Here is a 23,422-nt window from a genome sequence, read left to right as displayed (position 1 = left end):
GGATCGTGCTGGACTCGGTCACTGGCCGACGAACCCCGGAGAGACCCTTGGTCTACCGCCACACCATCGACGCCACGACCTACACATTCCCGGATTTGCGCGACCTGCTCGCCAAGGCGACGCCGCCGCGCTCCGGCGACCGCCTGGCCGGGATCGCCGCCGCCAGTGCCGAACAGATGATCGCGGCGCGGATGGCGCTGGCCGACGTCCCGCTCGGGCAGTTCTTGCAGGAAACCGTCATCCCCTATGAGACTGACGAGGTCACCCGCCTCGTCATTGACAGCCACGACGCCAAGGCCTTCGCGCTGGTGGCTTCTCTGACGGTCGGCGCCTTTCGCGACTGGCTGCTGTCGGATGCCGCGACGCCCGAAATCTTGCGCAAGCTGGCCGGCGGCATCACCCCGGAGATGGCCGCCGCGGTCTCGAAGCTGATGCGCAACCAGGATCTGATCCTGGCGGCGCGGAAATGCGAGATCACCACCGCTTTCCGCAACACCATCGGCCTGAAGGGCCGGATGAGCACCCGGCTGCAGCCCAACCATCCCTTCGACGACGCCAGGGGCATCACCGCCTCCATCCTCGATGGCATCCTGCTCGGCGCCGGCGATGCCTGCATCGGCATCAACCCGGCGAGCGACGACCCGGCCGTGATCGGCCAATTGCTGCGGCTGCTCGACGAGGTCATCGCGCGGCTGAAGATTCCGACACAGGGCTGCGTGCTGACCCATGTCACCACGACGCTGTCGCTGATCGGGCAGGGGGCGCCGGTCGACCTCGTGTTCCAGTCGGTCGCCGGCACTGAGGCTGCCAACCGCAGTTTTGGTATCGACCTCGCGCTTCTCAAGGAGGCGCAAGAGGCCGGGTTGTCGCAGAGGCGCGGTACGGTTGGGCAGAACGTGATGTATTTCGAGACCGGGCAGGGCTCGGCGCTGTCGGCCAACGCCCATCACGGCGTCGACCAGCAGACCTGCGAGGCGCGCGCCTATGCGGTCGCCCGCGCCTTTGCGCCCCTCCTGGTCAACAGCGTGGTCGGCTTCATCGGCCCGGAATATCTCTACGACGGCAAGGAAATCATCCGGGCCGGGCTGGAGGATCACTTTTGCGGCAAGCTGCTCGGCCTGCCGCTTGGGATCGACATCTGCTACACCAACCACGCCGAGGCGGACCAGGACGACATGGACAATCTGCTGACGCTGCTCGCGGCCGCCGGCGTCACCTTCATCATGGGTGTCCCCGGCGCCGATGACGTGATGCTGAACTACCAGTCCACGTCTTTTCACGACGCGCTCTATGTCCGCGACGTCTTCGGACTGCGCCGCGCGCCGGAATTCGACGATTGGCTGGTGCGGTCCGGCATTGCGGGCGCCGATTTCCGTCTTGCCGGCGATGCAGGCCTGCTGCCCGATTTTGCCTCCCGGCTGATCGCGTGACGCGGCGGAAGCACCCGGCGGCCCGAGGAAACCATTGGTGCCCTAAGGAATTATGCTCATGCCACAATATTGAGAAATTCCGGCGGCAGCATTACGCTATGTGGCTGTCTGGCAATTTCCGCAGCTAAGTCGAGCGTGGCGGGGGAGCTTTGATGCGAGCTGAAAGTAACGGGACGTCCCGGCGGATTCTCTGCGTGTTTCCGCGATACACATCGTCGTTCGGGACGTTCGAGCATTCCTACCCCCTGACCGATGGCGTCCGCGCCTTCATGCCGCCGCAGGGACTTTTGCTGCTCGCCGCCTATCTGCCCAGGGAATGGCAGGTCAAATTCGTCGACGAGAACCTGCGCCGTACGACGAAGGAGGAGTTCGAATGGGCGGAGGCGGTCTTCGTCAGCGGCATGCACATCCAGCGCCAGCAGATGAACGACATCTGCCGCCGCGCCCATGAGTTCGACCTGCCGGTCGCGCTTGGCGGTCCCTCCGTCAGCGCCTGCCCGGATTACTATCCGTCGTTCGACTATCTCCATGTCGGTGAGCTCGGCGACGCCACCAATCAGCTGCTCGAAATACTGTCGCGCGACATCTCGCGTCCCGAGACCCAGGTGGTTCTGACCACCAAAGACCGCGTGCCGATGACGGAGTTTCCGATCCCGGCCTACGAGCTCGCCGACGTGAAGAAATACTTCCTCGGCAGCATCCAGTATTCCAGCGGCTGTCCGTATCAGTGCGAGTTCTGCGACATCCCAGGGCTGTACGGCCGCAATCCGCGCATCAAATCGCCGGAGCAGATCATCGCCGAACTCGACCGCCTGCGCGAATGCGGCATGACCGACACGGTCTATTTCGTCGACGACAATTTCATCGGCAACCGCAAGGCGGCGCTGGACCTCTTGCCGCATCTGATCGAATGGCAGAAGAGGACCGGCTATATGGTGCGGCTCGCCTGCGAGGCGACGCTCAACATCGCCAAGCGGCCGGAAATCCTCGAGAAGATGCGCGAGGCCTATTTCGTCACCATCTTCTGCGGCATCGAGACGCCCGATCCCGATGCGCTGAAGGCGATGCACAAGGACCACAACATGATGGTCCCGATCCTCGAGGGCGTGCAAACCATCAACTCCTACGGCATGGAGGTCGTGTCCGGCATCATCATGGGGCTCGACACCGACAAGCCTAACACTTCGGAGGCGCTGCTCGCCTTCGTCGAGGACTCCCGGATTCCGCTGCTCACGATCAACCTGCTTCAGGCGCTGCCGAAGACGCCGCTATGGGACCGTCTGGAGCGCGAGGGACGCCTGGTCGAGGACGACGGCCGCGATTCCAATGTCAACTTCCTGTTGCCCTACGACGACGTCGTCGCATCCTGGAAACACGCCATGGCCGTCGCCTACGAGCCCGAGAAGGTCTACGCGCGCTTCCAGTATCAATGCGACCACGTTTACGTGCATCGCCTGAAGATGCCGACGCCGGACGAGATGAAGACCTGGCCCAACATCAGGCGCGGCCTCGTCATGCTGCGAAACATCTTCTGGAAGGTCGGCGTGCTCGGCGACTACAAGCGCGTGTTCTGGAAGTTCGCGCTGGGCCGCATCAAGCGCGGCGATCTCGAAGGCCTGATCGGCTGCACTCTGATCGCGCACCATCTCATTACCTTTGCGCGGGCGGCCTCGACCGGCCAGCAGAACGCCTCGAACTATTCGATCCGGCTACGCGAGGCCTCCGTCCCCGCCGAATGACACAACATGTCTGATCCGGCCATCCCGCGTCGTCCGACCCTCGATCTGCGGTCGCTCACGCCTGCGCGCGTCGCGCTCGGGCGCAGCGGCGCGAGCCTGCCGACGCGGGCACTGCTCGATTTCACGCTGGACCATGCCCGCGCCCGCGATGCCGTGCATGCCGTGTTCGATGCGCCGCGGCTGGTCGCGGATCTCCGCGCGCTCGGCCTCGTCGTCACCGAGGCGAACAGCCGGGCGGTCGACCGCAGGGACTATTTGCGGCGGCCCGATCTGGGCAGACGGCTGGATGCCGGATCAGTCGAGGCTCTGGCGCGGAGCGCCTCGGAGCCGTGCCAACTCGCGGTCGTGATTGGCGATGGGCTGTCGGCTGCGGCGGTCCACGCCCATGCGGCCGCGCTGGTGATTCGCCTGCTGCCGTTGCTCGCAGCCGGCGATGGTGTCGCGATCGGCCATGTCGTGGTCGCCTCAGGCGCGCGTGTCGCGCTCGGCGACGAGATCGGCGCCATTCTCGGCGCGCGCATGGTCGCGACGCTGATCGGCGAGCGGCCGGGCCTGTCGGCGCCCGACAGTCTCGGCGCCTATCTGACTTTCGCCCCGAAGCCGGGCCGCACCGATGCCGAGCGCAATTGCGTGTCGAACATCCACAAGGCCGGGTTGAGCTATGACGAGGCTGCTTTCAAGATCGCCTGGCTGGTCCGCGAGGGGCTCGCGCGGGAAGTGACCGGTGTGGCGCTGAAGGACGACAGCGCAGACCGCGCGCCGCGTCGAATTGGCACGGCTTTGCCCGGATGAAGGGCATTAAGGCAAAATCGCCACATCTTGATCGATTCGGCCACACTCCGCCTGCTTGCGAGAAGGGCGATTGACCTGCTAAACCCCTCGCGGCGATTTTCTGCGCATTTTCAAAGGGCAAGCCTCCCATTGGTATGGCATTTTCAAGCCGTTCGCGGGGCGCGACAAGCTCACAGACCCGAGCCGATTTAGGAACTGGACAAGGCATGCTCGAAAAGCACAGCGAGAGTGAGGTTCATGTCGACAAGGTCGAGCAGGGACCTGCGTCCTCGATCGCCTTCGGGCTGGAGCGCATCGGGCTGTTCGCCGTCCGGGCGCCCATCGTCTCCTGCATCGTCCTGCTCGTCCTGATCGTCGGCGCCGTGTTCGGCATCCACCGGATCAAGATCGACGATTCGCTGTCGCAGCTGTTCCGGTCCAACACGCCGGAATTCCGCCAGTACGAAGCGGTGACCAAGAAGTTCCCGGCCGAAGAATTCGACGTCCTCGTCGTAGTCGAGGGCAAGACCCTGCTGGCGCGGAACAACCTCGAGAAGCTGCGCGACTTCGTCACCGACATGCAGCTGGTGGAGGGTACGCGCGGACTGGTCTCGCTGTTCTCCGCGCGTCAGGCGCCGGCGCCGGGCAAGCTTCCCGCCGCGCTGTTCCCGCCCGAGCTGCCCGAGGGCGCGGCCTATGACAAGTTCATCGAGGGCGTCAAAGCCAACGAGATCATCCGCGGCAAGCTGTTGTCCGAGGACGGCACGCTGGCGCTGATCGTGCTTTCGCTCGATCCGGAGGTGGTCGCCTCCAACAAGCTGACCAAGACCGTCGCCGACATCCGCGCGCTGATGAAGGAAGACCTCGGCGACACCGGCCTCAACGTGCAGCTTTCCGGCGTGCCGGTGATGCAGCTCGAGATCCGCAACGCGGTCGAGCGCGACGGGCTCACCTACAACATCCTCGGCATTCTCGCCGGCTGTGTCATCGCCATCATCTTCTTCCGCAAGATCTCGTTCATGGTGGCGGCGGCGTTCCCGCCGATGATTGCGATCCTGCTGGCGCTCGGCGCGCTCGGCTGGGCCAATTTCAACCTCAACATGTTCCTGAACGTGATGACGCCGCTCATCATGGTCATCAGCTTCTCGGACTCGATGCAGCTCACCTTCGCCGCGCGCGACCGGCTGATCGCGGGCCAGGACAAGTTCACCGCGTTCAAGAACGCGGTGCTGGTGGTGGGACCGGCCTGCGTGCTGACGCACGGCACCGCCGGCATTTCCTTCATCGCGCTCCAGTTCTCCGACTCCGATCTGATCCGCAAGTTTGGCGAGGCGGGTCTCGCCGCCACCATCATCGCGCTGGTCGCGGTGTTGTCGCTGGTGCCGGTGTTCGGCGTGCTGCTGGTGCGCAACGAGAAGGTCTTTGCGACCAAGTTCCAGAGCGCGGATGCCGGCGTGCAGGCGCTGCGTAATTTCTGCTACTGGATCGCGGTGCGCATGGTGGGCCGTCCTGGCCTGTTCAGCCTGATCGCGGTGGTGTTCGTGGCGGGCCTCGGCGTCATCTACGCAAATCTGGAGCCGCGCTACCGGCTCGCCGACCAGGTGCCGGACAAGCGCCAGGCGGTCGCCGCCAGCGACCGGCTCGACGCCAAGCTCACCGGCGCCAACCCGGTCAACGTTCTGATCCAGTTCCCCAAGGGTGAATCGCTCTATTCGCCGGAGACGCTGCAGACCATCGCGGATGTGCACGCGACGGTGGAGAAGGCAGCCGGTGTCGGCAATGTCTGGTCGGTCGAGACCCTGCGCCGCTGGCTCGCGGACAAGGCCGGCAGCGCCGACGTCGCGACCCTGAAGGAATATGTCAGCGTCATTCCGGAGCATCTGGTACGCCGGTTCATCGATGCCGAGCAGGACGCCGTCGTGGTCGCAGGTCGCGTGCCGGACAAGGATTCCAGCCAGCTCCTTCCGATCGTCGACAAGCTCGATACCGAGCTCGACGCCGTTCGCAAGAAGCATCCCGGCTATGAAGTGGCGGTCACGGGTCTTGCCGCGATTGCCGCGCGCAACTCGGCCGGCATGATCGAGAAGCTCAACCGCGGGCTGACCGTCGAATTCGCGCTGGTCGCGATCTTCATCGGCCTGGCCTTCCGCTCCTGGGTGGTGATGTTCGCCTGCATCCTGCCGGGCATCTTCCCCGTTGTGATGTCGGGAACGGTGCTGTGGGCGATGGGTGAGGGACTGCAATTCGCCAGCGTCGTGGCTCTGACCGTTTCGTTCGGCCTCGGCTTAAGCGCCACCATCCATTTCCTCAACCGCCTCAGGCTCGAGAGCAAGCCGGGCGTCGGCTCGGCGCTCGCGGTGGAGCGCGCCACCGTGCTGGTCGGCCCGGCCTTGATCCTGACCACGCTGGTGCTGGCCTGCGGTCTCGTCGTCACGGTGTTCTCCGACCTGCCGTCGCTACGGCTGTTCGGCTGGCTCAGCGCCTTCTCGATGGTGATGGCGCTCGTCGCCGACCTCTTCATCCTGCGGCCGACGGCGATGTGGTTGATCAATCTGCACGCCAAGCTTCAGGGCGACAAGCCGGCGATCTGAACGGCTTCGTTCATCAGACACTCGAATCGGCGCGGTCCGGGCGATTGCGCCGCGTCTCCCGAAAACAACAAAGCCCCGGTTCGCGAGAACCGGGGCTTGTTGCTTTCGAAGCGGTAAGAGCCGTCAGCCCTTCGTCATCGTGATGTTGACGCCGCGAATCTCGCCCTTGGATGAGATCTGCACCGTTTGCTTGGTGCCGTTGGTGCGCAGCGACAAATTGGCGGCAAAGCCGTTGGCCTCGACGAACACCTCGATCTGGCCGCCACCGGCGGTGCCTTGCAGATTGCCGAAGATGTTGCGGTTGGTCTCGCTCCAATTGCCGGAGATCCGCTCGCCCTGGCTGGTCACGTCGCTGGTGAGGTCGAACTTGTAGCTGTCGGACGCGCAGTGCAACGCCTGCTTGAGGCTGAGACCGGTGCCGGCAACTTTGTAATCGGCCTTGCAACGGATGCGCTCGGTGGAGCCGTCGGACAGCGACACCGTACCCGTGCCGGTCCATGCGCCCTCGAAACCTGCAAACGGTCCGGACGACTGAGCCTGACTTGTCGAAACCGAGAAGAGCAGCACAGCGCCGATGCCGGCCGCCTTGATTGCCAGTTCAGATCGCCCAAAAAAAATCATCTTCAAAATATCCCGTTTTGGAACGACGTCCGCTTGTCACCAAGGACGTCTCGCCACATCGAAGGTTTAGTGTTCCGAGCCTGTGTCAGGTTCAATGGCCGGCCGCCCACATGTCGGCATCGCGAAGCGCACTTGCCATGATCGGCCTCCGGATTCTCTGCGTTTCGGCATGTTTCTGGGGCCCATGGCGGGATGTAGAGATGCAGCTCTGCAACAGGTGCGCAGCAAAACGCGACGCACCTGAATTATGACATAGTATCAGTCTCTTACATTTGTCACAGAAGGCGCAGGGAAGACCTCATTTGGTGGACGTGGCGCCAATTTGGCCGCATTTGCCAGTGCTTGTGCCTTCTCCGAGGCCGCTACTCCCGCGGCGACTTGCCCATCAGAACAATCCGCTCCGGTCGTCGCCCTGTGCTGTCCGGGATTGGTGCGATTCTGCCGTCAGAATGAAGGAATACAATGCGTAAGCTTCTCGTCGCTCTCACCTTGCTGTCGGCCTCCCTCTCGACCGCAGCGTTCGCCCAGCAAGGGCGCGGCACGGACGCCGAGCAGAAGGCCTGCTCGCGCGATGTGCAGAAGCTCTGCCGTCCGGTCATCGACCAGGGCGATTTCACCATCCTGGCCTGCCTCAAGGAGAACCGGGCCAAGATTTCGCAGGCCTGTGACCAGGTCCTGAAGAACCACAACCAGTAAGCTCGGCCACTGGCCCACAAAAGGCGGCCTCCGGGGCCGCCTTTTCGGGCCTGATCCGCAAGGGGCAGCCATCGAGAGACAGGATTGGTTTTGCGGCCGTATTCCCCTATATGGGGGCCGCGGCGGCATCGCCCGCACGGGCTAGCGCGAGCGAAAAAGCCCTTCCTGTCCAAACGATTGTAGACCAGCCCTCGATGACCTCTGCGAGCGAATTGCGATCCGGCAAGGGTGAGCGCGACGAGAATTTTCCCGTCGCGTCCTGGATCATTCATCCGCGTCATCGCGCGCTGATCCTGGCGTATTACAATTTCGTCCGCACCGCCGACGACATCGCCGACCACGCCACGCTGCCGCCGGACGAGAAGCTCGCTTATCTCGACCTGCTCGAGGCGGAATTGCTCGGCAGGGGCGACACCCAGGCCGAGGCCGTCAGCTTGCGGCACGCACTGGCCGAACGCGGCATGGCGCCGCGCCACGCGCTCGACGTGCTCATCGCGTTCCGCATGGACGTGACCAAGTTGCGCTACGAGAATTGGGACGAGGTCATCCATTATTGCCGCTACTCGGCGATGCCGGTCGGCCGCTTCATGCTCGACGTCCATGGTGAGAGCACCTCGACCTGGGCCGCGTCGGATGCGCTCTGCGCAGCGCTGCAGATCAACAACCATCTTCAGGATTGCGGCAAGGATTTCCGCGAGCTCAACCGCGTCTATCTGCCGCGCGATGCGCTGGCTGCGAGTGGCGCCTCGGTCGAGCAGCTCGGAGAGGCGCAATCGCCACCGGCGATGCTGGCCTGCCTTCAGGCTCTCGCCGTGCGCAACGAAGCGCTGCTCGACGAGGGCAGGTCGCTAGCTGCGGAGATCAGGGATTTCCGCCTCGGCATCGAGGTCTCGGTGATCCAGGCTTATGCCGACCGCATTGTGCGCCTGTTGAAGGTGCGCGATCCTCTGCGCGAGCGCGTGCACCTGAACAAGCTCGAGCTCCTCACCTTCAGCCTCGCCGGCATGATCGGCGAAGTCGGCCGCCGCGCGGTCGGACGCAAGGCCATTTCCAGACCGGGGACTGCACATGACGCTTGAGGCGACCTCGCCCGGCGCCAATTATGGCTCGACCGCATCCGGCAGTTCGTTCTACGCCGCGATGCGCATCCTGCCGCACGACCAGCGCGAAGCGATGTTCCAGATCTACAGCTTCTGCCGCCAGGTCGACGACATCGCCGATTCCGACGGACCGCGCGACGAGCGGCTCGCCGCCCTTCAGGCGTGGCGCAACGACATCGATGCGCTCTACCAGGGCAATCCGCCGCCACGGCTGAAGGACTACGTCGCCTCGGTGAAGACCTTCGGCCTCAAGCGCGAGGATTTCCTCGCGATCGTCGACGGCATGGAGATGGACGTGCCGCAGGACATCCGCGCGCCCGACATGGCGACGCTGGATCTCTACTGCGATCGCGTCGCGAGTGCCGTGGGGCGGCTGTCGGTCCGCGTCTTCGGCCTGCCGGAAGAAGACGGCATCGAGCTCGCCCATCATCTCGGCCGCGCGCTCCAGCTCACCAACATCCTGCGCGACATCGACGAGGACGCGGGCCTCGGCCGGCTCTATCTGCCGCGCGAAGCGCTGCTGCATGCCGGCATCACTTCCAGCGATCCGGACCGCGTGATCGTCGAGCGCGCGCTGCCGAAGGTCTGCCTGCCGCTGGCGCAGCGCGCAAAGGTGTATTTCGAGAAGTCGGACGAGATCATGAACCGCAATCGGCGCCGCGCGGTGCGCGCGCCCCGGATGATGTCGAAATACTATCATGCCATTCTGGATCTTCTGATCGCGCGCGGGTTCAACGCGCCGCGTGAGCCGGTGCGTGTGTCGAAGATCACACGCATCGCCATCCTGCTCCGATACGCTCTCATCTGATGCAAAAAACAGCTCACATCATTGGCGCTGGAATTTCCGGCCTCTCCGCCGCCGTGCGGCTTGCCAATGCCGGCTTCAAGGTCGCCGTGCACGAGGCGACCCAGCAGGCCGGCGGCCGCTGCCGTTCTTATTTCGACGGCGCCACCAATCTCACTATCGACAACGGCAACCATCTGCTGCTGTCCGGCAACAGCCATGCGCGCGCCTACGCGCGCTCGATCGGCACTGAAGCGGGCCTCGTCGGTCCGGAGCGCGCGCAGTTTCCCTTTGTCGACCTCACGACCGGGCAGCGCTGGCAGATTGACCTCGGCGACGGCCGGCTCCCGACCTGGGTGCTCGACGAGAGCCGCCGCGTCCCCGACACCGGGTTGACCGATTACCTGAAGCTGGCGCCGCTGATCTGGGCATCGGAAGAGACGCTGGTCGGCAAGTCCATTCCCTGCGAGGGCGTGCTCTATCAGCGCCTGGTGCAGCCGCTGCTGCTGGCGGCGCTCAACGTCGATCCACCCGAAGGCTCAGCTGGGCTTGCCGGCGCGATCGTGCGCGAGACGCTGCTCGCCGGCGGGCAGGCCTGCCGTCCCCTGATCGCGCGCGACGGGCTCAGCGCGGTGCTGATCGAGCCTGCCGTGACGTTCCTGCAGGAGCGCGGGCACAGCGTTCAGCTCGGCCATGAGCTGCGCTCGTTTGCGACCCATGACGGCAAGGTCGGCGCGCTGAATTTCGGCGGCGAGGATGTGATCCAGATCGGCGAGGGCGACGTCGTCGTGATGGCGGTACCGCCGCGCGCTGCCTCCAACCTGCTGCCGGGCCTGAAGACGCCGACCGAATTCCGCGCCATCGTGAATGCGCATTTCCGCGTTGAGCCGCCAGCGGGATCGGCTCCGATCCTCGGCGTGATCGGCGGCGTCGTGGAATGGCTGTTTGCGTTCCCGAACCGGCTGTCCGTCACCATCAGCAACGGCGACCGTCTGGTCGAGATGCCGCGCGAGGAACTCGCGCAGGCGATCTGGAACGACGTGTGCAAGGCGGGCGGTGTGTCCGGCGAGCTGCCCCCTTGGCAGATCGTGCGCGAGCGCCGTGCCACATTCGCGGCGACGCCGGCGCAGAATGCCCTGCGTCCAGGGCCGGTCACTGCGCTGAAAAACCTGTTTCTTGCAGGCGATTGGACTGCTACGGGATTGCCTGCAACCATCGAGGGATCGGTCCGATCCGGTGATCGCGCCGCCGATCTGGTTCTGGCCGCCAAGGGATAGTGACAGGCGGCCCTGACGGGTATTTGTCCCGGTCAATTTCGGCCAATTCAATCGACTATCGGAGCAATCGAGCGAGATGGATTCCGTGAACGCGACCAGCCGCGAAGCCCAAGAATTCGGGAACTTGGAATCGAGCATTGCGTCGGCCACCGAAGGCGTCCTCGGCTTCCAGCAATCCGACGGGCATTGGGTGTTCGAGCTCGAGGCCGATTGCACGATTCCGGCCGAATACGTGCTGCTGCGCCATTATCTCGCCGAGCCGGTCGATGCCGTGCTCGAAGCCAAGATCGCCAATTATCTTCGCCGCGTTCAGGGCGTCCATGGCGGCTGGCCGCTGGTGCATGATGGCGAGTTCGACATGAGCGCCAGCGTGAAGGCGTATTTCGCGTTGAAGATGATCGGGGATTCCATCGACGCGCCGCACATGGTGCGTGCGCGCGAGGCGATCCATTCCCGCGGCGGCGCCATTCACAGCAACGTCTTCACGCGCTTCATGCTTGCGATGTTTGGCGTCGTGACCTGGCGCGCGGTACCGGTGCTGCCGATCGAGATCGTGCTGCTGCCGTTCTGGTCGCCGTTCCACATCAACAAGATCTCCTACTGGGCACGCACCACCATGGTGCCGCTGATGGTCATCGCCGCGCTGAAGCCACGGGCGAAGAATCCCAAGGGTGTCGGCATCGACGAGCTGTTCCTGCAGGATCCGCGCTCGATTGGCATGACGGCCAAGGCGCCGCACCAGAGCATGGCCTGGTTCGTGCTGTTCCGCGCGCTCGACGGCATTTTGCGCGTGGTCGAGCCGATGTTTCCCAAGAGCCTGCGCAAGCGCGCGATCGATGCCGCGCTCGCCTTCACCGAGGAGCGGTTGAACGGCGAGGACGGCATGGGCGCGATCTATCCGCCGATGGCCAACATCGTCATGATGTACGACGCGCTCGGCAAGGATGAGACCTATCCGCCGCGCGCGATCACGCGCCGTGGTATCGACAAGCTGCTCGTGATCAAGGACGACGAGGCCTATTGCCAGCCCTGCGTCTCGCCGGTGTGGGACACGACGCTGACCGCCCACGCGCTGCTCGAAGCCGGCGGTGACAGAGCGGTGCCCGCGGCCAAGCAGGGTCTCGACTGGCTGATCCCGAAGCAGGAGCTCGAGGTGAAGGGCGACTGGGCGGTGAAGCGGCCCGACGTGCGCCCGGGCGGCTGGGCCTTCCAGTACAACAACGCCCATTATCCCGATCTCGACGACACCGCGGTGGTGGTGATGTCGATGGACCGGATGCGCCGGGAGCACGGTGCGACCGGCTATGACGCCGCGATTGAGCGTGCCCGGGAGTGGATCGAGGGCATGCAGAGCGACGACGGCGGCTGGGCCGCCTTCGACGTCAACAACCTCGAATATTATCTGAACAACATCCCGTTCTCCGACCATGGCGCGCTGCTCGACCCGCCGACCGAGGACGTCACCGCGCGCTGCATCTCGATGCTGGCCCAGCTCGGCGAGACCGCGAAGACCAGCAAGCATGTCGCCGAGGGCGTCGCCTACCTCCGCAAGACCCAGCACCCGGAAGGGTCCTGGTACGGCCGCTGGGGCATGAATTTCATCTATGGAACCTGGTCGGTGCTGTGCGCCCTCAACATGGCCGGCGTCCGCCATGACGACCCCATGATCCGGAAAGCCGCCGGCTGGCTGGCCTCGATCCAGAATCAGGACGGCGGCTGGGGCGAGGATGCCGTCAGCTACCGGCTGGACTACCGAGGCTGGGAAGCCGCCCCCTCGACCGCATCGCAAACGGCATGGGCCTTGCTTGCCTTGATGGCTGCTGGCGAGGTTGATCACCCGGCCGTCGCCCGCGGGGTGGAGTACCTGATTGCAACACAGAACGAAAAAGGACTGTGGGACGAACAGCGGTACACCGCCACAGGCTTTCCCCGTGTATTCTATCTACGGTACCATGGTTACCCGAAGTTCTTCCCGCTGTGGGCGTTGGCGCGGTATCGGAACTTGCGGAACACCAACAGCAGGGTGGTAGGGGTCGGAATGTGACTTTGGGGACGGGGGACTATCTTACCGCGGGTCAAACCGTTGATCCGAGGCTGATATTGATCGTGACTGGATTGGTTCAGGAGGCCCGCATCGCGGCCGGGCCCGGAATGGCGGTGATCTGTTCGTCGAGCAGCCCGACCCAGTTGCGGGCGCTGTTGACGGTGCTGGATCCCGAGACGATTCGCGGTGTGATCTCGTTCGGCGTGGCCGGCGGGCTCGACCCGACGCTGCGCTCCGGCGACGTCGTGCTGGCGACCGAGGTGCTCGCGGGCGACACCCGCTGGGCCGCCGGCCTGTCGCTCGGGGACGACCTGATCGACCGCCTGACGTCGGGGCGTCGCCGCGTCGTGCGCGGCAGCCTCGCCGGTGCCGAGGAAGTGGTCACGGGGCGCTCCTGCAAGGCGGCGCTGCATTCGGAGACCGGAGCTGCCGCCGTCGACATGGAAAGCCACATCGCGGCCGCCTACGCCGCCGAAGCCGGCTTGCCGTTCGCCGCGGTCCGCGTCATCAGCGATCCCGCCCATCGCGCGCTGCCGGCGCTCGCCCGCGCCGCCATCAAGCCGAACGGCCAGATCGACGTGCTGGCCGTGCTGCGCGGCATCGTGCGCAATCCGACCGCGCTGCATGGACTGGTCTCGACCGGCCTCGACTTCAACCGCGCGCTGCGCAGCTTGCGCGGTTGCCGCGACTATTTGATTGGTACCGAGCTCGTGGAGAGCGAGGCGCTGGTCTCTGAGGCAGCCTGAGCGGTTTCTGCGATCACTAAAAACAAAAGGCCCGGTCGCCATTGGCGATCGGGCCTTTTCTATTTCGGTGTGCGTAGCTCGGATGGAGCGGAGCGCAATCCGACGTCTTCAAAGCGAGGGGCCGTCCCGGATTTCGCTTGCGCTCCATCCGGGCTACAGGGCGTCGCGCTTACGCGGCGGTGGAAGCCTTCCGCGCCGCCTTCTCCTGCGCGGCGGCGGCCTCGTCCTTGCGGATCTCCGACAGGCGCTTCTGCACTTCCGCCGAGAAGATGTACTGCGCCGGGCGCTGCTTGCTCATGTCGATCTCCGGGGCCATCGGACCCGTGGTCCTGATCCCGCGCAGCGACACCCACATCGCCTTCAGCGGGTTGTTGATGGCTGCGGTCGCCGCCGTCGGCTCGTAGCCGCAATGGGCCATACAGTCGGCGCACTTCTCGTACTTGCCGGTGCCGTAGGTCTCCCAGTCGGTGGTGTCCATCAGCTCCTTGAAGGTTTTTGCGTAGCCTTCACCGAGCAAATAGCAGGGCTTCTGCCAGCCGAAGATGTTGCGCGCCGGCATGCCCCAGGGCGTGCACTCGTATTCCTGGTTGCCGGCGAGGAAGTCCAGGAACAGGCCGGAATGCATGAAATTCCACTTCTTGCCCTTGCCCATCGCAAAGACGTCGCGGAACAGCTTCTTGGTCTTGGTGCGGTTGAGGAAGTGCTCCTGGTCGGGCGCCCGCTCATAGGCGTAGCCCGGAGACATCGAGACGCCGACGCCGAGCTCGACGGTGAGATCCAAGAACTTGGCGATCTCCTCGGCCGGATGGCCGTCGAAGATGGTGGCGTTGACGTTGACGGTGAAGCCGCGGGCCTTGGCCGCCTTGATCGCGGAGACGGCGCGGTCGAACACGCCCTTCTGCGACACCGCCTTGTCGTGGTGCTCCTTCAGACCGTCGAGATGCACGGAGAAGAACAGGTAGGGCGAGGGCTCGAACAGATCGAGCTTCTTCTCGAGCAACAACGCGTTGGTGCAGAGCGAGACGAACTTCTTGCGCGCCACGAGGCCGCGCACGATCTCACCGATCTCCTTGTGGATCAGCGGCTCGCCGCCGGGAATGGCGACCATCGGCGCGCCGCACTCGTCGGCCGCGTCCCAGCACTCCTGTGCGGTCATGCGGCGGTTGAGGATCGCGTCCGGATAGTCGATCTTGCCGCAGCCGACGCAGGCGAGGTTGCAGCGGAACAGCGGCTCCAGCATCAGCACGAGCGGATAGCGCTTGCGGCCAAGCAGCTTCTGCTTGATCAAATAGCCGCCGATACGCATTTCCTTGAAGAAGGGGATAGCCATTACAAGTTTCTTTCTGGGCTTGAAATTCGGGTGGGTCAGCTCGCAGCCAGTTGGGCCGGAAGCCGGAATTCGATGTTTTCCTCGCGGCCCGGAAGCACCGAGACCTTGACCGGTCCGATCCGCCGCATCGCTTCGATCACGTCATCCACGAGTACCTCGGGCGCCGAAGCGCCGGCCGTGACACCGACGGTTCTGGCATCTTTCAACCACTCCGGATTGAGCGCGCTGCCGTCGGCAATCAGATAACTCGCGACACCGGCCTCAGTGCCGATTTCGCGGAGCCGGTTCGAATTCGAGCTATTGGCAGCGCCCATCACCAAGATCACGTCGACCAGCTTGCTCAAGTCCCTTACCGCAGATTGGCGGTTCTGTGTCGCATAGCAGATATCCCGGATATCCGGGCCTTGAATATCTGTAAAGCGGGCCTGCAGGGCTGAAATGATGTCCTTTGTGTCATCCACAGACAGGGTGGTCTGGGTGATGTAGGCCACTGGCGTATCCGCCGGCAGCTCAAGGGCCTTAACCTCTTCAACGCTTTGGACCAACAGTACGGGGGCGGGAACCTGGCCCATCGTACCTTCGACCTCGGGGTGGCCGGCATGGCCGATCAGGATCAGGGTGCGGCCCCTGGCGATGTAGCGCTTCCCCTGATTGTGAACTTTCGTGACCAGGGGGCAGGTGGCATTGAGCACCGGAAGGTCGCGCGCGGCCGCTTCTTCCTCCACGCTGCGGGCGACGCCATGAGCGCTGAAGACCGTCACAGCCTTCGGCGGCACCTCCGACAGTTCCTCGACGAAGATCGCGCCCTTGTTCTTCAGGCTCTCGACGACGTACTTGTTGTGCACGATCTCATGGCGCACGTAGACGGGCGGGCCGTACTTCTCCAGCGCCCGTTCCACGATCTCGATCGCACGTACCACCCCCGCGCAAAAGCCGCGCGGTTGCGCCAGATAAACTTCCATTGGACGCCCATCACGCAAGTTGCACCAATCCGCTCTCAAGTTCAGGGGACACCCCGATACGAACCAATGAGTTGCAATATCCGCACCACCGGTTTCGCTCACGCGGTAGCCGCCCACCCCTGTCGGGGCCCCGTGCATGGAGGCGCAATACTTTGTGTCAAAAAATCGGCAGCAAGGAAAGGTGGAATGAACTTTGGTTCCTCTGGGATCACTTTTACGGTATTATAGTAGAGGGATGTTTGGTCAGAAAAGCGGTGATATCGGTGTTTGCGCCTTCGTCACTTTCCCGCCTCAACTCCCCGGCTATACCGACCGCCCCGCATGATTTCGCCATGGTCTTCCGCCGTTTACCTCGAACCTTCTGACGGCGATAACCACTCAAAACAGCAATAGGTTTCGGCCGGGAACTCCGTTAAACAGCGGGCGTTTCCGGCAAGCTGTTAACCGCAGAAAGAAAAGTAGTGCTGCAAAGCGTCGTCGTTGCCATCGTCAGGGCCTGCACCCGGTTTGCCTCCCTCGTCGTCATTCTCGGGCTCCTGCTGGCGGTGGGGGCGGGCTATTACACGTCCCGGCATTTCGCCATCAACACCGATATCAATTCGCTGATTGCCCAAAATCTGGACTGGCGCCAACGCGACCAGCAGTTCGATCGCGCCTTCGACCGCGATGCGACGATTACGGCGGTGGTCGAAGCCAAAACGCCGGAGATGGCGACCGCGGCCTCGGACGCGCTCTATGCCAAGCTGAAGGACAACAAGACAGACTTCCAGTCGGTGCAGCAGCTCGGCACCGGCGAGTTCTTCGAGAAGAATGGCCTGTTATTCCTGCCGACAGAGGAAGTCGCAAAGGTCACCAGCCAGTTCGAATCCGCCGCGCCTCTGATCGAGATCATGGCAGGCGATCCCTCGATCCGCGGCCTGACCGGGGCGCTGGAAACGGGACTTGCCGGCGTCAAGCGCGGGCAGGTCAAGCTCGACAACACCGAGCGGCCCTTCAACCAGATCGCGCAAACGGTCGAGACCGTGCTCAACAAGGGCAATGCGACCTTCTCCTGGCGTGAGCTCGTCAGTGACGAGCCGCTGACGGATTCGGACAAGCGCGCCTTCATCGAGTTCAAACCGATCCTCGACTACAACGCGCTGGAGCCCGGTAAGGGCGCAACCGACGCGATCCGCAAGGCCGCAGCCGATCTGGACTTTGCCACCAAATACCAGGCGCGGGTCCGGCTGACCGGGCCGGTCCCGATCGCCAACGAGGAATACGCAACCGTCCAGGAAGGCGCCGTCGTCAACGGCATCGGCACGGTTCTCGTCGTGCTGCTCATCCTCTGGCTGGCGCTGCATTCGGCGAAGATCATCTTCGCCGTGTTCGTCAATCTCTTCGTCGGTCTTGCGCTGACAACCGCCGCCGGCCTGATGATGGTGGGTTCGCTCAATTTGCTGTCGATCGCGTTCGCCGTGCTGTTCGTCGGTCTCGGCGTCGATTTCGGCATTCAGTACAGCGTCCGCTATCGCTCCGAGCGCTACAAGCACAACGACCTTTCGGGCGCGCTGATCCTGGCTGCCAAGCGCTCGGCAATTCCGTTGTCGCTGGCGGCAATGGCGACCGCGGCCGGCTTTCTCTGCTTCATCCCCACCGACTACAAGGGTATTGCCGAACTCGGGCAGATCGCCGGCGTCGGCATGCTGGTCGCGTTCGTCACCAGCATCACCGTGCTGCCGGCGATGCTGAAGCTGTTGAACCCGCCCGGCGAGAAGGAGCCGGTCGGCTACGCCTTCCTGGCGCCGCTCGATCACTTCCTGGAGAAGCACCGGGTGCTGGTCGTCGGCGGTACGATGTTTCTGGCGGTCGCCGGCCTGCCGCTGCTCTATTACATGAAGTTCGACTTCAACCCGATGAACCTGCGCAACCCGAAGGCAGAGTCGATCGCGACCTTCCTCGATTTGCGCAAGGATCCCAACACTGGCGCCAATGCCATCAACGTGATGACCACGTCGGAAGAGCAGGCGAGGCAGGTGGAGGCGAAGCTGGAGAAGGTGCCGGAGGTGTTGCGCGTGATGTCGCTCAACAGCTTCGTTCCCGAAGACCAGGCGCCGAAGCTGAAGCTGATCGCGCAGGGCGCCAAGGTGCTGAACCCCGCGCTCAATCCCGACCAGATCGACGCCGCGCCCACGGACAAGGAAAACGTCGATGCGCTGAAATCCTCGGTCGACAATCTGCGCCGGACCGCAGGCGATGCGAAGGGCCCGGGTGCGGTCGCCTCGCGTCGGCTCGCTGACGCGCTGGAAAAGCTCGCCAATGGCGATGAAGCCACGCGGAACAAGGCGCAGGACGTGTTCGTCGCGCCGATGAAGATCGTGTTCGACCAGCTCCGGAACGCGATGCAAGCCGAGCCGGTTACCCTGAAGTCATTGCCGGCAGATCTCGTCAGCGCCTGGAAGAGCAAGGACGGCATCATCCGGGTCGAGGCGCTGCCGAAGGGCGATCCCAACGACAACGACACGCTGCGCAAATTTGCGGCGGCGGTGCTCGTTGCCGAGCCGACCGCGATCGGCGGTCCGGTCTCGATCCTGAAATCCGGCGACACCGTGGTGAAGGCGTTCATCCATGCGGGAATCTACGCGCTGCTGGTGATCGGCCTGCTGCTGTGGATCACGCTGCGCCGGTTCGTCGACGTGTTGATGACGCTGGTGCCGCTGCTGGTGGCCGGCGCGGTGACGCTCGAGATCTGCGTGCTGATCGGCTTGCCGCTCAACTTCGCCAATATCGTCGCGTTTCCGCTGCTGCTCGGCGTCGGCGTGGCCTTCAAGATCTACTATGTCGTGGCCTGGCGCTCGGGCAGGACAAACCTGCTCCAGACCAGCCTGACGCGCGCGATATTTTTCAGCGCGCTGACAACGGCGACCGCGTTCGGCAGCCTTTGGCTGTCGAGCCATCCCGGCACGTCCAGCATGGGCAAGCTGCTCGCGCTGTCGCTGGTGACGACGCTCGCCGCCGTGCTGCTGTTTCAGCCCGCCCTAATGGGCAAACCCCGCAATCTCAGGGAGTAGGCAGATGTCGCCGACCTGGTCGGCGGCGCCCTTCTGACCGGGTTTGGCACTGCCGGCGGCCTTCGGGGCTGCGGGCGCAGGCTGCGCCGCTGTAGTACCTGTCGTTCCCGGGGCTTTCGGTGCCGCGCCGGCGGGCTTCGGCGCGCCCTTGGCCATGGCGTTGGCGGAGCTCAAGGGAATCGGGGGGCTGACCCGGGTCCAGGTCTCGCCACCGCACAGGAACCCCATCACGCAGCCCTTGATCTCGAGCTGGTCGGTGCCAACCGGCGTGATGGTCGCGCTGTAGAGCTGGCCGTCCTTGGCGTTGTAGACCTGACCTTCCCACTGCTCGGCGCCGGGCTTTTTCTTCATGTCGATCAGGGTCGCCATGCCTAGCGTGGGCCGGGTCTTTTTCGACGCGTCCGGATTGTTCTCGTCGCGGCCGCCGGGCTGTTTTTCCCAGGAAACCGCGCCCCACATGCTGCCATTGCATTGGGCGACACGAATGTTGGCAACGCCGTCGGCAACCCGCCAGTCGCCGGTCGGATCGGCGGCGAGCGCCGGGGCCAGGCAGGTGTAACCGCCAGCCAGTATTAGTCCGGTGTAAAGGGCTAAACGCATGATAGTTCCTTGGCAGTGCAACATGGTCTAAAGCTCTGCTTGCGAAGATGGTCCGAAAAAGGGCAAAAGGCCGCACAGACCGTTTTCAGCGACGTTCCGTTTTCAGTTGACGAGACGGCCCTCAACCGAAGTATGTAGCGGATGCACAGCCCAAATCCAGACATGTCTCAGCTGTTCGCGGACCGCCAGGCCCAGCGCAGCGCCCTGCATAATCGGCATCTGAACGAGCAGTTCGTTCGGGTTCTGAAGACCATCGGCTACGATGTCGGCTTCCAGAAGGGGCAGGGGCAGTACCTCTACGACCGCGACGGGGCGCGCTATCTCGACCTCTTGTCCGGTTTTGGCGTGTTTGCGATCGGGCGCAATCATCCTGTCATGCGTGAGGCGCTCAAGAGCGTGCTCGATGCCGACCTGCCGAACCTCGTCCAATTCGACGTCTCGGTGCTTGCCGGCGTGCTCGCTGAGCGGCTTTTGAAGTACGTCCCCTATCTCGACAAGGCCTTCTTCGCCAATTCCGGCGCCGAATGCGTCGAAGCCGCGATCAAGTTCGCCCGCGGCGCCACCGGCCGTCCGGGGATCGTCTATTGTGCCCACGGCTATCACGGCCTGACCTATGGCGCGCTGTCGCTGACCGGTGATTCGAACTTCCGCACCGGCTTCGAGCCGTTGCTGCCGGGCTGCACCTCGATCCCGTTCAACGATCTCGCCGCGCTCGAAAAGGCGCTGGCCTCGCGCGAGGTGGCGGCCTTCGTCGTCGAGCCAATCCAGGGCAAGGGCGTCAACATGCCCACCGACGAGTTCCTGCCGGGTGCGGCTGCGCTCTGCAAGAAATACGGCACGCTGTTCGTCGCCGACGAGATCCAGACCGGCATGGGCCGCACCGGCCGCTTCCTCGCGGTCGAGCACTGGAACGTCGAGCCCGACATGGTGCTGCTCTCGAAGTCGCTGTCCGGCGGCCACGTGCCGGTCGGCGCGGTGCTGACGCGCAAGAGCATCTTCGACAAGATCTTCAACCAGATGGACCGTGCAGTCGTGCACGGCTCAACTTTCTCCAAGAACGACCTGGCGATGGCTGCGGGCATCGCCACGCTTGACATCATGGAGTCCGAGAAGCTGATCGAGTCCGCCGCCAAGCGCGGTGCCGAGCTGCGCCTCGCGCTCACGCGCATGGTGCCCGGCTACGAGCTGTTGAAGGAAGTCCGCGGCAAGGGCCTGATGATCGGCGTCGAGTTCGGCCCGCCCAAATCGCTGCGGCTGCGGGCGTCCTGGAACGTGCTGGAGGCGGCCAATAAGGGCCTGTTCTGCCAGCTCATCACCGTGCCGCTGTTCAAGGACCACAAGATCCTCACGCAGGTCGCCGGCCATGGCAGCCACACCATCAAGCTTCTGCCGCCGCTCACCATCACCGAGGAAGATTGCGGCTGGATCGAGCGCGCTTTCGACGACGTCATCGCCGGCAGCCACAAGGTCCCCGGCGCGATCTGGTCGCTCGGCAAGACGCTGGTCGACAACGCGGTGCGGCGGTCGGCGTAAGGCCGAGGCGCTCAGGCGGCTTCAATCTTGTTCGCCACTTCGATGTGATCGAGGGCCGCGGGAGGTGCCCGCCTCAATGGGCAAACACCGTATTGAAGAGCGCCAGGACGTTGCCGTCCTTCTCGACCGCAAGAATGGCGCGGCGTTGCGTCGCGTAGACGATCGGGATGTCCATCCAGGCTCTACTTCGGATCAGAAGCGAATTGTTTGCCGCGTCCTGCGGCACAGCGGACAGGCCGATCAGGAAATGCGTGTCGTCGACCTTCACCGACAGCGCGGCAATGGGCGCTCCCTTGGCCTGCTCGTTGGCCTTCATCAGAAGGCCCATGACCTGTTTGATCCTGCCGGCGGCGAAGTCCGGGGCGAAATCGATCTGCACCGTGTGGGTGGCTGGTAGTGCGGGGTCGAAATTGCGCCGGATGGAGAGCGTCATCTGCAGGTTCCGCGAAGGCACCTCGACATTCCCGCGTATCGTAACATCGCCTGATGGTGCGGAGGCATCGGTCGTCGGTTCTATCCGCCAAGTGATCTTTCCTTCTGCGCGATCACCCTTCGGGTTGCTCACGTCTTCCTCGTAGAGGACGGCCCGCATCGTGGTGGCGAGTCCGTCGCGGGCTGCTGCCGGCCCGGAAGCGGCGATCGTCCAGGCAAGCGCTGCGGCAAGAAGGAGAGGGCGCATCATGGCGCTTGAATTAGCAGCGCTCTCCCGAGCTCGCAATCAAAAGTTGTGAGTCTGACTTGCGGGATGCGCCGCTATCCCTCCACATTGGCCTTCATCGCCGCCTCGAACTTCTCGACGAACTCGGCGAGCTCGTCGGCGCCGAGATCGCTGATGGCCCAGAAGTTCAGGCCGCGATTGCCCCAGCGCCGGCAGTTGAAGCCCTGCATGGTTTCGGTCTTGGGCGCGCGGTATTCCGCGTTCGATGTCTGCGACACGAACAGATTGACCACGTGCTGCCGGCGCTTGTAGACGACCGCGCCGATGGCACGGGCGTCGATATAGTCGAGCCTGCCGCCGACCAGCGTAAAACCTTGCGCGGTGAGGTCGATTACGGGCGGGGCGACGTCGAGCTTGCCGTTGAACCACGGCTTGACCGTGTGCTGGTCGGTGGAGACCACGTCGATGAGGTGGCCGGCCTGGAGCGAGCGCAGATGCGCGGAGACGACCTCCGACAGGATGCGCTGCTGGTCGTCCTGGCGCAGCACCAATGCGACGACGCCGGAGGCGGCGAGCGCGGAGACTGCCGAGCCCATCGCAAAGCCGCGCAGCACGGAGCGGCGGCTCGGCTGTTGACGCTGCGGCTGCGGCAGCGAAGCCTCGATACGCGCACGCAGGCTCGCCGGTGCGGTGTAGCGCAAATCGGCATCCGCAAGCACGCGCTGCATGTCGCGTTGGGCCGAAAACTCCGCAGCGCAGGCCGGGCAGCTGGCGATATGGGCTTCGACCTCGCGCGCGTGGCCGGCATCGAGCTCATTGTCGAGCAGCGCGTGAAGCAGGATTCTTGCTTCGTCGCAGGTCATCTTGCTTGCTCCTCATCCGCCGTCCAGGCCGCGCGCAGCATGGCGCGGGCGCGGGCTAGGCGGGACATCACGGTGCCGACGGGTGCACCGACGGCCTCTGCGATTTCACGATAAGACAGGTTGTTGATCTCCCGCAGCACGAATGTTTCCTTGAACGGTTCGGCGAGCGCGTCGATCAGCTTGCGGATCGCGCCCGCATCGCGGCTGCGCAGCACTTCGGTTTCCGGGCTTGCCTCGGTCTCTTGCCAGATCGGCGTCTGCTCGGCAGCGCCGGGGGTATCCTCGATCGCGCTGTGCCTGTGTGCGCGGCGTGCATATTCGGCATTGCAGACGTTACGCAGGATCGCGAACAGCCAGGGCTTCATCGCCGGCCCGCGATAGCTATCGAAATGCTTCAGAGCGCGCAGATAGCACTCCTGCACCGCGTCCTCGGCATCGGAGGCGTCACGCAAGAGATAGCGCGCGAGCGTGTAGACGTCGTCGAGATAGGGCAGCGCCGCCTCGCGGAAGCGTTGCGCCTTCTGCAAATCGTCGTTAGCGGGCATCGCTCCTCGCTTTGCCTCTTGTTCTGCGCGTTGAGTCGTGTCGTCGCTGTTCGTCTCGTCCCTGTTCGTTTTGTCTCTGTGT

Annotated in this window: 19 protein-coding genes; 12 read left to right on the top strand and 7 right to left on the bottom strand. The window is 64.1% G+C overall.

Annotation, left to right across the window (positions count from 1 at the left end; genetic code table 11):
* Window positions 1-47 precede the first annotated feature (47 nt).
* The 4 genes from AC0L3K_RS20165 (at window position 48) to AC0L3K_RS20150 (ending at window position 6,531) form a co-directional block, all read left to right on the top strand.
* Window positions 48-1,430, top strand: coding sequence for an ethanolamine ammonia-lyase subunit EutB (locus AC0L3K_RS20165; RefSeq protein ID WP_473366752.1), 1,383 nt, complete (start codon window positions 48-50; stop codon window positions 1,428-1,430).
* 152 nt (window positions 1,431-1,582) lie between these two features.
* A complete protein-coding gene (locus AC0L3K_RS20160; RefSeq protein ID WP_007593631.1) occupies window positions 1,583-3,169 on the top strand; it encodes a B12-binding domain-containing radical SAM protein in 1,587 nt (528 codons plus the stop codon).
* Between the two features lie 6 nt (window positions 3,170-3,175).
* A complete protein-coding gene (gene eutC, locus AC0L3K_RS20155; RefSeq protein WP_473366751.1) occupies window positions 3,176-3,961 on the top strand; it encodes an ethanolamine ammonia-lyase subunit EutC in 786 nt (261 codons plus the stop codon).
* A gap of 206 nt (window positions 3,962-4,167) precedes the next feature.
* On the top strand, window positions 4,168-6,531 hold the full coding sequence (locus AC0L3K_RS20150; RefSeq protein ID WP_007593629.1) for an efflux RND transporter permease subunit: 2,364 nt from the start codon (window positions 4,168-4,170) through the stop codon (window positions 6,529-6,531).
* A gap of 123 nt (window positions 6,532-6,654) precedes the next feature.
* Here AC0L3K_RS20150 and AC0L3K_RS20145 read toward each other — a convergent pair whose 3' ends face one another.
* Complete coding sequence (locus tag AC0L3K_RS20145) at window positions 6,655-7,152, bottom strand: hypothetical protein (RefSeq protein WP_473366750.1); 498 nt, start codon at window positions 7,150-7,152, stop codon at window positions 6,655-6,657.
* A 462-nt stretch (window positions 7,153-7,614) separates the two neighbouring features.
* On the opposite strand from AC0L3K_RS20145, the gene AC0L3K_RS20140 reads away from it, so the two are divergent.
* From AC0L3K_RS20140 to AC0L3K_RS20115, 6 genes are all read left to right on the top strand, one after another.
* On the top strand, window positions 7,615-7,848 hold the full coding sequence (locus AC0L3K_RS20140; protein ID WP_007593627.1) for a hypothetical protein: 234 nt from the start codon (window positions 7,615-7,617) through the stop codon (window positions 7,846-7,848).
* A 194-nt stretch (window positions 7,849-8,042) separates the two neighbouring features.
* Complete coding sequence (gene hpnC, locus AC0L3K_RS20135; RefSeq protein WP_473366749.1) at window positions 8,043-8,927, top strand: squalene synthase HpnC; 885 nt, start codon at window positions 8,043-8,045, stop codon at window positions 8,925-8,927.
* Window positions 8,917-9,756, top strand: coding sequence for a presqualene diphosphate synthase HpnD (gene hpnD, locus AC0L3K_RS20130; protein ID WP_473366748.1), 840 nt, complete (start codon window positions 8,917-8,919; stop codon window positions 9,754-9,756). The genes hpnC and hpnD overlap by 11 nt, the downstream gene beginning before the upstream one ends.
* Window positions 9,756-11,009 carry a hydroxysqualene dehydroxylase HpnE gene (gene hpnE, locus AC0L3K_RS20125; protein WP_007593622.1) on the top strand — a complete coding sequence of 418 codons (1,254 nt, stop codon included), beginning with the start codon at window positions 9,756-9,758 and terminating at the stop codon, window positions 11,007-11,009. The genes hpnD and hpnE overlap by 1 nt, the downstream gene beginning before the upstream one ends.
* A 76-nt stretch (window positions 11,010-11,085) precedes the next feature.
* Window positions 11,086-13,053: a squalene--hopene cyclase gene (gene shc, locus AC0L3K_RS20120; RefSeq protein WP_473366747.1), complete on the top strand. Its 1,968-nt coding sequence runs from the start codon at window positions 11,086-11,088 to the stop codon at window positions 13,051-13,053.
* Window positions 13,050-13,799 carry a phosphorylase gene (locus AC0L3K_RS20115; RefSeq protein WP_473366746.1) on the top strand — a complete coding sequence of 250 codons (750 nt, stop codon included), beginning with the start codon at window positions 13,050-13,052 and terminating at the stop codon, window positions 13,797-13,799. Before shc ends, AC0L3K_RS20115 begins: the two co-directional genes overlap by 4 nt.
* A gap of 169 nt (window positions 13,800-13,968) precedes the next feature.
* Here AC0L3K_RS20115 and hpnH read toward each other — a convergent pair whose 3' ends face one another.
* Window positions 13,969-15,129: an adenosyl-hopene transferase HpnH gene (gene hpnH / locus AC0L3K_RS20110; protein WP_007593619.1), complete on the bottom strand. Its 1,161-nt coding sequence runs from the start codon at window positions 15,127-15,129 to the stop codon at window positions 13,969-13,971.
* 35 nt (window positions 15,130-15,164) lie between these two features.
* Window positions 15,165-16,091, bottom strand: coding sequence for a 4-hydroxy-3-methylbut-2-enyl diphosphate reductase (ispH, locus tag AC0L3K_RS20105; protein WP_473366745.1), 927 nt, complete (start codon window positions 16,089-16,091; stop codon window positions 15,165-15,167).
* 461 nt (window positions 16,092-16,552) lie between these two features.
* On the opposite strand from ispH, the gene hpnN reads away from it, so the two are divergent.
* Window positions 16,553-19,141, top strand: a complete 2,589-nt coding sequence (hpnN, locus tag AC0L3K_RS20100; RefSeq protein ID WP_007593617.1) for a hopanoid transporter HpnN — start codon at window positions 16,553-16,555, stop codon at window positions 19,139-19,141.
* On the opposite strand, the gene AC0L3K_RS20095 is transcribed toward hpnN, so the two are convergent.
* A complete protein-coding gene (locus AC0L3K_RS20095; protein WP_007593616.1) occupies window positions 19,109-19,741 on the bottom strand; it encodes a DUF2147 domain-containing protein in 633 nt (210 codons plus the stop codon). The two genes, hpnN and AC0L3K_RS20095, sit on opposite strands and share 33 nt — an antisense overlap.
* Window positions 19,742-19,882: 141 nt before the next feature.
* Here AC0L3K_RS20095 and hpnO point away from each other — a divergent pair, with 141 nt between their 5' ends.
* Window positions 19,883-21,274 carry an aminobacteriohopanetriol synthase HpnO gene (gene hpnO / locus AC0L3K_RS20090; protein WP_026233264.1) on the top strand — a complete coding sequence of 464 codons (1,392 nt, stop codon included), beginning with the start codon at window positions 19,883-19,885 and terminating at the stop codon, window positions 21,272-21,274.
* A 73-nt stretch (window positions 21,275-21,347) separates the two neighbouring features.
* Here hpnO and AC0L3K_RS20085 read toward each other — a convergent pair whose 3' ends face one another.
* From AC0L3K_RS20085 to AC0L3K_RS20075, 3 genes are all read right to left on the bottom strand, one after another.
* Window positions 21,348-21,956, bottom strand: coding sequence for a hypothetical protein (locus tag AC0L3K_RS20085; protein ID WP_051058409.1), 609 nt, complete (start codon window positions 21,954-21,956; stop codon window positions 21,348-21,350).
* Window positions 21,957-22,027: 71 nt separating this feature from the next.
* Window positions 22,028-22,795: an anti-sigma factor family protein gene (locus AC0L3K_RS20080; RefSeq protein ID WP_007593614.1), complete on the bottom strand. Its 768-nt coding sequence runs from the start codon at window positions 22,793-22,795 to the stop codon at window positions 22,028-22,030.
* Complete coding sequence (locus AC0L3K_RS20075) at window positions 22,792-23,340, bottom strand: sigma-70 family RNA polymerase sigma factor (RefSeq protein WP_007608103.1); 549 nt, start codon at window positions 23,338-23,340, stop codon at window positions 22,792-22,794. The genes AC0L3K_RS20080 and AC0L3K_RS20075 overlap by 4 nt, the downstream gene beginning before the upstream one ends.
* Window positions 23,341-23,422 lie beyond the last annotated feature (82 nt).

This window comes from Bradyrhizobium sp. MI1.10 (genome assembly GCF_055811035.1).
Note: the sequence above shows the minus strand (reverse complement) of the source record. Positions and strands in the feature narration are given on the sequence as shown.

Coding starts and splice junctions, on each gene's coding strand:
- AC0L3K_RS20160 (WP_007593631.1), top strand. CDS start 1,583: ATGCGAGCTGAAAGTAACGGGACGTCCCGGCGGATTCTCTGCGTGTTT.
- eutC (WP_473366751.1), top strand. CDS start 3,176: ATGTCTGATCCGGCCATCCCGCGTCGTCCGACCCTCGATCTGCGGTCG.
- AC0L3K_RS20150 (WP_007593629.1), top strand. CDS start 4,168: ATGCTCGAAAAGCACAGCGAGAGTGAGGTTCATGTCGACAAGGTCGAG.
- AC0L3K_RS20145 (WP_473366750.1), bottom strand. CDS start 7,152: ATGATTTTTTTTGGGCGATCTGAACTGGCAATCAAGGCGGCCGGCATC.
- AC0L3K_RS20140 (WP_007593627.1), top strand. CDS start 7,615: ATGCGTAAGCTTCTCGTCGCTCTCACCTTGCTGTCGGCCTCCCTCTCG.
- hpnC (WP_473366749.1), top strand. CDS start 8,043: ATGACCTCTGCGAGCGAATTGCGATCCGGCAAGGGTGAGCGCGACGAG.
- hpnD (WP_473366748.1), top strand. CDS start 8,917: ATGACGCTTGAGGCGACCTCGCCCGGCGCCAATTATGGCTCGACCGCA.
- hpnE (WP_007593622.1), top strand. CDS start 9,756: ATGCAAAAAACAGCTCACATCATTGGCGCTGGAATTTCCGGCCTCTCC.
- shc (WP_473366747.1), top strand. CDS start 11,086: ATGGATTCCGTGAACGCGACCAGCCGCGAAGCCCAAGAATTCGGGAAC.
- hpnH (WP_007593619.1), bottom strand. CDS start 15,129: ATGGCTATCCCCTTCTTCAAGGAAATGCGTATCGGCGGCTATTTGATC.
- ispH (WP_473366745.1), bottom strand. CDS start 16,091: ATGGAAGTTTATCTGGCGCAACCGCGCGGCTTTTGCGCGGGGGTGGTA.
- AC0L3K_RS20095 (WP_007593616.1), bottom strand. CDS start 19,741: ATGCGTTTAGCCCTTTACACCGGACTAATACTGGCTGGCGGTTACACC.
- hpnO (WP_026233264.1), top strand. CDS start 19,883: ATGCACAGCCCAAATCCAGACATGTCTCAGCTGTTCGCGGACCGCCAG.
- AC0L3K_RS20085 (WP_051058409.1), bottom strand. CDS start 21,956: ATGATGCGCCCTCTCCTTCTTGCCGCAGCGCTTGCCTGGACGATCGCC.
- AC0L3K_RS20080 (WP_007593614.1), bottom strand. CDS start 22,795: ATGACCTGCGACGAAGCAAGAATCCTGCTTCACGCGCTGCTCGACAAT.
- AC0L3K_RS20075 (WP_007608103.1), bottom strand. CDS start 23,340: ATGCCCGCTAACGACGATTTGCAGAAGGCGCAACGCTTCCGCGAGGCG.